The 241-nt window shown below is 50.6% G+C and carries 1 protein-coding gene; it reads left to right on the plus strand.

All coding sequences use genetic code 11. The annotated features are described in order from the left end of the window. Positions 1-241, plus strand: a 241-nt coding sequence (locus tag QP439_RS09065) for a GTPase (RefSeq protein ID WP_285389661.1), incomplete at both ends; no start/stop codon positions are given.

A 241-nucleotide genomic window follows, 5' to 3' on the forward strand; every position in this document is an offset into this window, starting at 1 on the left:
GGATCGAAACCGCCATTATTGGCCGGCCCAATGTGGGCAAATCCAGTCTCTTGAACCATCTTTTACGCGAAGATAAGGCTATTGTGACCGATATTGAAGGGACTACCCGGGACACCATTGAGGAATATGTGAATTTACGGGGCGTACCTTTGAAGTTGGTGGATACGGCGGGGATCCGTGACACTGAGGATGTCGTCGAAAAGATTGGGGTAGAACGTAGTCGCAAGGCCATGGAAGAAGC

This window comes from Streptococcus sp. UMB1203 (assembly GCF_030217725.1).
Lineage (GTDB): Bacteria > Bacillota > Bacilli > Lactobacillales > Streptococcaceae > Streptococcus.